The sequence below is a fragment of the Streptomyces pyxinae genome, assembly GCF_024756275.1.
In the GTDB taxonomy this organism is placed as follows: Bacteria; Actinomycetota; Actinomycetes; order Streptomycetales; family Streptomycetaceae; genus Streptomyces; species Streptomyces pyxinae.
On sequence record NZ_JANUGQ010000013.1, the window covers coordinates 201273 to 208087 of the forward strand.

At 71.3% G+C, this 6815-nt stretch carries 5 protein-coding genes, 1 tRNA gene and 1 pseudogene; 2 read left to right on the top strand and 5 right to left on the bottom strand.

What is annotated here, in order from left to right:
- Positions 1-37 precede the first annotated feature (37 nt).
- On the bottom strand, positions 38-706 hold the full coding sequence (locus tag NX801_RS17320) for a cutinase family protein (RefSeq protein WP_258788637.1): 669 nt from the start codon (positions 704-706) through the stop codon (positions 38-40).
- A gap of 312 nt (positions 707-1018) precedes the next feature.
- Positions 1019-1687 (bottom strand): ANTAR domain-containing response regulator, encoded by a 669-nt coding sequence (locus tag NX801_RS17325; RefSeq protein ID WP_258788638.1) that lies wholly within the window; start codon positions 1685-1687, stop codon positions 1019-1021.
- Between the two features lie 99 nt (positions 1688-1786).
- Between NX801_RS17325 and NX801_RS17330 the strand changes: the two genes are divergently transcribed.
- Positions 1787-1861: transfer RNA gene (locus NX801_RS17330), tRNA-Leu, on the top strand.
- A gap of 168 nt (positions 1862-2029) precedes the next feature.
- Here the strand turns inward: NX801_RS17330 and pyk are convergent.
- Both pyk and NX801_RS17340 read right to left on the bottom strand, forming a co-directional pair.
- Positions 2030-3457, bottom strand: coding sequence for a pyruvate kinase (gene pyk, locus NX801_RS17335; protein WP_258788639.1), 1428 nt, complete (start codon positions 3455-3457; stop codon positions 2030-2032).
- A gap of 189 nt (positions 3458-3646) precedes the next feature.
- Positions 3647-4417, bottom strand: coding sequence for an SIMPL domain-containing protein (locus NX801_RS17340; RefSeq protein WP_258788640.1), 771 nt, complete (start codon positions 4415-4417; stop codon positions 3647-3649).
- Positions 4418-4745: 328 nt separating this feature from the next.
- Between NX801_RS17340 and NX801_RS17345 the strand changes: the two genes are divergently transcribed.
- The gene (locus NX801_RS17345; RefSeq protein WP_258788641.1) at positions 4746-6542 is read left to right on the top strand and encodes a bifunctional metallophosphatase/5'-nucleotidase; all 1797 of its coding nucleotides are present in this window, start codon (positions 4746-4748) and stop codon (positions 6540-6542) included.
- Positions 6543-6617: 75 nt separating this feature from the next.
- On the opposite strand, the pseudogene NX801_RS17350 reads toward NX801_RS17345, so the two are convergent.
- A pseudogene (locus NX801_RS17350) lies at positions 6618-6815 on the bottom strand (lysine 6-monooxygenase); the annotation flags it as partial.

The following is a 6815-nucleotide window of genomic DNA, read 5'->3' on the forward strand; positions in this document are numbered from 1 at the left end:
GCTCACGTCCGCGGCCGGGCCCGCCGACGGCCCGCGATCACCAGGCGGCCGGGTACCAGGCGCCGTTGTACCACTGCTCGTTGGCGCCGTCGTTGTGGTGATCCATGTTGAAGTCGTCGGGGTAGTTCCGGACGTGGTTGTTCGGGTACGTCCAGATGCCGGCGGACTCGTCGCAGACGTAGTCCCAGTGGCAGATCGTCTTGACCGGTACGTCTCCGAAGAACCTGTCGGCACCGGCGAGCGGGGGGCCGACGATGCCGCCGAACGGCACGGACCCCCCGTTGGCACCGGGGCCGCCCTGGCGCTTGGGGTCCGCGATGAGAATGGCGTTGACGTTGTCGAACGTCTGCCAGTTCTCGGTGACCCAGGTGTGCACCACCGCGGCGCCCAGGGAGTAGCCGCCCATCTTGACGTGCTGGCCCGGGCACGCGGCACGCTGGTCGCGCACCAGCCGGTTGAGCTCGTTCACACCCGCCCGGGCGCTCGCGCCGTTGGGGATTTGGGTGGGATAGCCGACGTGCTGCTGGATGTTGCCGGTGAAGCCGTCGTTGTTCCAGGAGCTTCCCGTGCCGCCGACGACGATCGTGTACGTGCCCTCGCACGGCGCCGTCGCGACTGCCGCCTCTGCCGTGGACGCCTGTGTCACCGAAAGCCCCGCCGCCAGCAGAAGTCCGGCCGAGGCGGCCGTGATCCTCTTCGCGCGCATGCGATCCTCCCCATCTGGTCTGCCTGCGTCCGACGACCGTGGCAGTGACCGATGGAATTCCGATGAATCGCGTGGGGGGCCGGATCCTCCGGCGGCTCAGCGGCGCCTTCGGCCGGAGCACCGCCGGCCGGTGACGCTCCGGCTTCCCGGCGGAGCGGCAGGACGGCTCAGCGGCGCTTTCCGGCGGAGCGACACAGCGCGGCGGGGAGCGGCACGATACGGGAAAGCCGGTGCCGTCGTCGTACGGCACCGGCTTTCGCGCGCGATCGTTCGGCGGGCGCGGCGGGCGTCACGCCCGGACGCCGACGGGGCTCACTGGCCCTGGTCCCGGCCCTTGGCGGCCTTCTTCTCCTCGGCGTCCGCGATGACCGCCTCCGCCACCTGCTGCATCGACATCCGCCGGTCCATCGAGGTCTTCTGGATCCACCGGAAGGCGGCCGGCTCGGACAGGCCGTACTGGGTCTGGAGCACCGACTTGGCCCGGTCCACCAGCTTCCGGGTCTCCAGTCGCTGGGCGAGATCCGCGACCTCCTTCTCCAGCGCCCGCAGCTCCGCGAACCGGGACACCGCCATCTCGATGGCCGGCACCACGTCGCTCTTGCTGAACGGCTTCACCAGATACGCCATCGCGCCGGCGTCCCGGGCCCGCTCGACCAGCTCGCGCTGGGAGAAGGCGGTCAGCATCAGGACCGGGGCGATGGACTCGCCCGCGATCTTCTCGGCCGCCGAGATGCCGTCCAGGACGGGCATCTTCACATCGAGGATCACCAGGTCGGGGCGGTGTTCCCGGGCGAGCTCCACCGCGGCGGCGCCGTCACCGGCCTCGCCCACGACCGTGTAGCCCTCCTCTTCGAGCATCTCCTTGAGGTCGAGACGGATCAGAGCCTCGTCCTCGGCGATGACGACACGGGTCGTCACCGGCGGGACGTGCGCGGTGTCACCGTCGTCGGCGACGGGCTGGGGCGACTCGGGGGCGGTCACGGATGCTCCTCGTTCCAGGGCAGGTACAGCTGCCCACGAGCCTACCCACCTCCTGTAAGGTAGGACCACGCAGGGTGCCCTGCGTCCTTGCATTCCAAGGCCCCAGTACTCCAACTGGTCAGAGAGGCCGCTCTCAAACAGCGGACAGTGTGGGTTCGAATCCCACCTGGGGCACTTTTCCTTCGTTTCCACACTCCGCTCGCACCACGGTCCGTGACCCCACTCGCACGGAGTTCCGCGCGGTCGCGGACACCGGACCGTCCCTTCGCCCGCCTCGTCGTCCCTCGTCGCCGAGGCGCCACCACGGCGCCCGCCGGGCGGGCCGTCCCCCGCCCCGCACGGCTACGTCAGACTCTCCCCGATGTGGTGCACCCGGACGAGATTGGTGGTCCCGGCCATCCCCGGCGGCGAACCGGCCGTGATCACCACCAGGTCGCCCTTGCGGCACCGTCCGATCCGCAGCAGTTGCTCGTCCACCTGGGCGACCATGGCGTCCGTCGAGTCCACCTGCGGGCCCAGGAACGCCTCCACGCCCCAGGAGAGGCTGAGCTGCGCCCGGGTCGCCGGGTCCGGAGTGAAGGCGAGCAGCGGAATGGGGGAACGGTAGCGGGAGAGCCGCTTCACGGTGTCCCCGGACTGGGTGAAGGCGACCAGCAGGGTGGCACCGAGGAAGTCGCCCATCTCGGCCGCAGCCCTGGCCACCGCGCCGCCCTGGGTGCGGGGCTTGCTGCGCTCGGTGAGCGGCGGCAGTCCCCGGGCGAGCAGATCCTCCTCGGCGGCGGTCACGATCCGGCTCATCGTGCGGACCGTCTCCACCGGGTAGCGGCCCACGCTGGTCTCGCCGGAGAGCATCACCGCGTCGGTGCCGTCGAGCACCGCGTTGGCCACGTCGGAGGCCTCGGCGCGGGTGGGACGGGAGTTGTCGATCATCGAGTCCAGCATCTGGGTGGCGACGATGACCGGCTTGGCGTTCCGCTTGGCCAGCTTGACGGCGCGCTTCTGGACGACCGGCACCCGCTCCAGCGGCATCTCCACGCCGAGGTCGCCCCGGGCCACCATGATGCCGTCGAAGGCGGCCACGATGCCCTCGATGTTCTCGACCGCCTGCGGCTTCTCGATCTTGGCGATCACCGGGATCCGCCGGCCCTCCTCGTCCATCACCCGGTGGACGTCCTCGATGTCCCGGCCGCTGCGGACGAAGGAGAGCGCGATCAGATCGGCGCCGGTGCGCAGGGCCCAGCGGAGGTCCGCCACGTCCTTCTCGGAGAGGGCGGGCACCGAGACCGCGACCCCGGGCAGATTGAGCCCCTTGTGGTCCGAGACCATGCCGCCCTCGGCCACCCGGGTGCGCACCCGGGGCCCCTCGACGGCGATCACGTCCAGCGCCACCCGGCCGTCGTCCACCAGGATCCGTTCCCCGGGCGCCAGATCGCCGGCCAGGCCCCGGTAGGTGGTGCCGCACAGGTGCCGGTCGCCCTCGACCGGCTCCACGGTGATGGTGAACTCGTCCCCGCGTTCAAGGAGTACGGGCCCCTCGCGGAACCGCCCGAGGCGGATCTTCGGGCCTTGAAGGTCCGCGAGGACGCCCACGCTGCGGCCGGTCTCGTCGGCGGCTTTGCGTACGTGCTGGTAGCGCTCCTCGTGATCGGCGTGGCCGCCGTGGCTGAGGTTGAGGCGGGCGACGTCCATCCCGGCTTCGACCAGTGCCTTGATCTGGTCGTACGTGCCGGAGGCGGGGCCCAGGGTGCAGACGATTTTGGCTCGGCGCATGAGTCGAGCCTAGGGCTTACCGACCGGTAGGACGTCGGCTCCGGGCGACTGCCCAACGACCAGAGGATGAAAGCTTGTTGACAAGTGTTTACGTGTGCGGGGAGATGCTCCGATGAGCGCACCGGAACACTCCCGAAATGCCGCCGGAACGCCCCCGGAACACCGCCCCGCACCCCGCGCCCGGGTCGGCTACAGCTTCGGCGGGTGCATGGTGAAGCGGGCGTTCACCTGGGCGGTGACGGTCTGGCGCTGGGGCTCCAGATCGAGCGCGGGGGCCGCTTCGGCCGCCGCCCCCGCGAAGGCCATCCGGGCGGAGCCGGGGGCCGGGGGCCCGGCGTACGGGACGGCGTTCTCCGCGCCCAGGTCGGCCAGCTCCACCAGGGCGGCCAGCTCGGTGCCGAGCGCCCCGGCGTACTCGCGGGCCCGCTGCACCGCCTCCCGTACCGCCTGGCGGCGCGCCTCGGCATGGGCCGGTGAGTCCGGGCGCAGCCCCCACCAGGGGCCGTCCACCTGGACCAGCTCCAGGTCCGCGAGCCGGGTGGTCAGCTCCCCGAGGGCGGTGAAGTCGGCCAGTTCGGCGGAGATGTGGACGCGCCCCTGGTACGCGCGCACCCGTTCGCCCTTGCCGTGCCGGGTGAGCTGGGGGCTGATCGAGAACGCCCCGGTCTCCAGCTTCTCCACCGCGTCGCCGTAGGACTTCACCAGTTCCAGGGCGGCGGTGTTGCGGCGGGTCAGGTCCTCCAGGGCGGTGCGGCGGTCGGTGCCCCGGGCGCTGACGGTGATCCCGATCCGGGCGACCTCGGGGTCCACCTCGATCAGGGCCTCGCCGCGCACGGCCACCCGCGGCGACCGGGCGGTGCCGTACGGCAGTTCGGCACCGCCGGCCGGATCCGGTGCCAGGGGGCCGCCGGTAGCGGGCCGGTCGGCAAACGGTCCGTCGGGGAACGGTTCGTCGGTCATGCGGTGGCTCCTTCACAACAGTGCTCGGAACGACAGGACAGCGGAACAGCGGTACGGCTGGACGGTGGAGCGATGGAACTGCGGGAGTGCGGGACGACGGGACTGCGAGACGGCGGGACGGCGGGACAGCGGGACAGCGGTGCGTGGAACGCCCGGGGACGGAGACGGGAATCGGTCACCCGATCGCAACCCGGGGGGACTATTGCACTCCCCTACCCCTGCGCCAGAATCTACGCGCGTTGTGGACACGAGGGATTGTCCGCGCGACGGGGCCGCCGGGACATCTCCGGACCGGCTCCGAAGGAAACACCGGTACGAAGGAGTACACATGCCGCTGAATCGCAGGACGTTCCTGGAGCGCTCCGCCGCCGCGGGCGCGGGCGCCGCCGTCGCGGGCACGGCCGCCGCCGCTCCCGCCGCGGCGCGGGACCACGGGCGTCCGCCGCGGCGCTACGCCTTCACCGTGATGGGCACCACCGATCTGCACGGGAACGTCTTCAACTGGGACTACTTCACCGACCAGGAGTTCGACGACAAGGCCCACAACGACGTCGGCCTCGCCAAGATCTCCACCCTGGTGAACCGGGTCCGCCGGGAGAAGGGCCGCCGCAACACCCTGTTGATCGACGCGGGCGACACCATCCAGGGCACCCAGCTCTCGTACTACTACGCCAAGGTCGACCCGATCACCGCCCGGCGCGGCCCGGTCCACCCGATGGCTCAGGCGATGAACGCCATCGGCTACGACGCCGCCGCGCTCGGCAACCACGAGTTCAACTACGGCATACCGGTACTGCGGAAGTTCCAGGAGCAGTGCGACTTCCCGCTGCTCGGCGCCAACGCGCTGGACGCGAAGACCCTGCGGCCGGCCTTCCCGCCGTACAGCGTGCACCGGCTGCGCACCCCCTGCGGGCAGGACGTCCGGGTGGCGGTGCTCGGCCTCACCAACCCGGGCATCGCCCTCTGGGACAAGGCGAACGTCAGCGGCAAGATGGTCTTCCCCGGCCTGGAGGAGCAGGCCGCGAAGTGGGTGCCCCGGCTGCGCTCGATGGGCGCCGACGTGGTGATCGTCTCGGCCCACTCCGGCTCCAGCGGCACCTCCTCGTACGGCGATCAGCTACCGTACGTGGAGAACGCCGCCGCCCTGGTGGCCGAGCGGGTGCCGGGGATCGACGCCATTCTGGTGGGCCACGCGCACACCGAGATCCCGGAGTACCGGGTGGCCAACAAGGCGACCGGCAAGGAGGTCGTGCTCTCCGAACCGCTCAAGTGGGGGCAGCGGCTGACCCTGTTCGACTTCGAGCTGGTCCGGGAGCGGGGCCGCTGGACGGTCGAGAAGGTCACGGCGAAGGTGCTGAACTCCAACACCGTCCCGGAGGACCCGGCGATCACCCGGCTGCTCGGGGACGAGCACCGCAAGGTCGTCGCCTACGTCAACCAGACCATCGGCACCTCGGTCGCGGCCATGAGCACCGCCGACGCCCCCTGGAAGGACGAGCCGATCATCGACCTGATCAGCCATGTCCAGGCCGAGACGGTGAAGGCGGCGCTGGCCGGCGGCGCGTACGCCGGGCTGCCGGTGCTCTCCCAGGCGTCCTGCTTCTCCCGTACGGCGCGGATCCCGGCCGGGCAGGTCACCATCAAGGACGCGGCCGGGCTCTACCCGTTCGAGAACACCCTGGAGGCCCGGCTGCTCACCGGGGCCCAGCTCAAGGACTACCTGGAGTTCTCGGCCCGGTACTACGTGCGGACCCCGGCCGGCGCCCCGGTGGACACGGCGAAGCTCACCAACGCCGAGAACACCCCGGACTACAACTACGACGCGGTGTACGGGCTCTCGTACGAGATCGACATCGCCCGCCCGGCCGGCTCCCGGATCACCGGCCTCAGCCACGCGGGCAAGCCGGTCGACCCGGCGGCCCGGTTCGTGCTGGCGGTCAACAACTACCGGGCCAGTGGCGGCGGGGCGTTCCCGCATGTCGCCACCGCCCAGCAGCTCTGGTCCAACTCGGAGGAGATCCGGAACACCATCATCCAGTGGGTGCGGGCGAAGGGCACCGTCGACCCGGCCGCCTTCGCCTCGGTCGAGTGGCGGCTCACCCGCGACGGGGTCCCGGTCTTCTGACCCCGGCCGCAGGAGGAGTTCCGACTCCGGCCGTACGGGGCGTTCCCGTCCCGGCCGTACGGGAAGTCCCGCCGCTCAGCAGGTTCTGAGCGGCACCAGTGGAGGCGCCTGGCCGGGAACGGCGGGCGCCTCCCCCCGGTCGAGACCGAAGCTGGTGAAGGCGGTCCGGCCCGGCAGGGGATACGGCTCCGTGCCGGTGAGCGCGTTGAGGATGGTGGCGCTCCGCCAGGCGGCGAGGCCCAGATCGGGCGCGCCCACGCCATGGGTGTGGGT

What these genes read in the sequence shown, in the direction of transcription:
- NX801_RS17340 (WP_258788640.1), bottom strand. Translation starts at nt 4,417, where the DNA reads ATGACCGACGAACCGTTCCCCGACGGACCGTTTGCCGACCGGCCCGCT.
- pyk (WP_258788639.1), bottom strand. Translation starts at nt 3,457, where the DNA reads ATGCGCCGAGCCAAAATCGTCTGCACCCTGGGCCCCGCCTCCGGCACG.
- NX801_RS17320 (WP_258788637.1), bottom strand. Translation starts at nt 706, where the DNA reads ATGCGCGCGAAGAGGATCACGGCCGCCTCGGCCGGACTTCTGCTGGCG.
- NX801_RS17345 (WP_258788641.1), top strand. Translation starts at nt 4,746, where the DNA reads ATGCCGCTGAATCGCAGGACGTTCCTGGAGCGCTCCGCCGCCGCGGGC.